The sequence below is a fragment of the Comamonas sp. Z1 genome, from assembly GCF_008121555.1.
In the GTDB taxonomy this organism is placed as follows: Bacteria; Pseudomonadota; Gammaproteobacteria; order Burkholderiales; family Burkholderiaceae_C; genus Comamonas; species Comamonas thiooxydans.
In genome coordinates this window covers 1-1,239 of sequence record NZ_VOQT01000059.1, presented here as the reverse complement: position 1 = coordinate 1,239, position 1,239 = coordinate 1, and the positions used below count along the sequence as shown (strand labels likewise).

Here is a 1,239-nt window from a genome sequence, read left to right as displayed (position 1 = left end):
TCGGACGGCACGGGTGTGGACATCGCCAACGTCAAGATGAGCATGAACCCCTTTGACGAAATCGCCGTCGAAGAAGCCGTGCGCCTGAAGGAAAAAGGCGTGGTGACCGAAGTCATCGCCGTCTCCTGCGGCGTGGCCCAGTGCCAGGAAACCCTGCGCACGGCCATGGCCATCGGTGCCGATCGCGGCATTCTGGTCGAGACCGATGTCGAGCTGCAGCCCCTGGCCGTGGCCAAGCTGCTCAAGGCCCTGGTGGACAAGGAGCAACCCGGTCTGGTCATCTGCGGCAAGCAGGCCATCGACGACGACGCCAACCAGACCGGCCAGATGCTGGCGGCCCTGGCCGATCTGCCCCAGGCCACCTTCGCCTCCAAGGTCGAAGTCGCCGGCGACAAGGTCAACGTCACCCGCGAAGTGGACGGCGGCCTGGAAACCGTGGCCCTGGCTACGCCCGCCGTCATCACCACCGACCTGCGCCTGAACGAGCCCCGCTACGTCACCTTGCCCAACATCATGAAGGCCAAGAAAAAGCAGCTGGACACCTTCAAGCCCGAAGACCTGGGCGTGGACGTGACGCCCCGCCTGAAGACCGTGAAGGTCTCCGAGCCTGCCAAGCGTGGCGCTGGCGTCAAGGTAGCCGATGTGGCCGCCCTGGTCGACAAGCTGAAAAACGAAGCGAAAGTCATCTAAGGCCCCCTGAGCCGCTTCGCGTCATCCCCCGCAGGGGGACGACACCCTCGGTGCGGGGCGGCCCTTGCTGGCCGTCCCTCGCCAGGCTGCGCTGCAGCCAAGGGCTGATGTCCCCTCTCGGACTTCGCCAGAACGTAAAGAAATTTAGAGGTTGAATATGACTTCTCTCGTAATCGCAGAACACGACAACGCGTCGATCAAGACCGCGACCCTGAACACCGTGACGGCCGCCAAGGCCTGCGGCGGTGATGTGCATGTGCTGGTGGTTGGCGAAGGTGCAGCCGCTGCAGCAGCCGCTGCCGCCCAGATTGCCGGTGTCTCCAAGGTCATCCATGCCGACGGCGCCAGCCTCAAGGACGGCCTGGCCGAGAACGTCGCCGCCCAGGTGCTGGCCATCGCCGGCAACTACAGCCACATCCTGTTCCCCTCGACCGCCTCGGGCAAGAACGTGGCGCCCCGCGTGGCCGCCAAGCTGGACGTGGCCCAGATCAGCGACATCACCAAGGTCGACTCCGCCGACACCTTCGAGCGCCCCATCTATGCGGGCAA

Annotated in this window: 1 protein-coding gene and 1 pseudogene; both read left to right on the top strand. The window is 65.0% G+C overall.

Annotation, left to right across the window (positions count from 1 at the left end; all coding sequences use genetic code 11):
- On the top strand, nucleotides 1-690 hold a 690-nt coding region (locus FSY45_RS27700), incomplete at its 5' end, for an electron transfer flavoprotein subunit beta/FixA family protein (RefSeq protein ID WP_052951171.1).
- 157 nt (nucleotides 691-847) lie between these two features.
- A pseudogene (locus tag FSY45_RS27695) lies at nucleotides 848-1,239 on the top strand (electron transfer flavoprotein subunit alpha/FixB family protein); the annotation flags it as partial.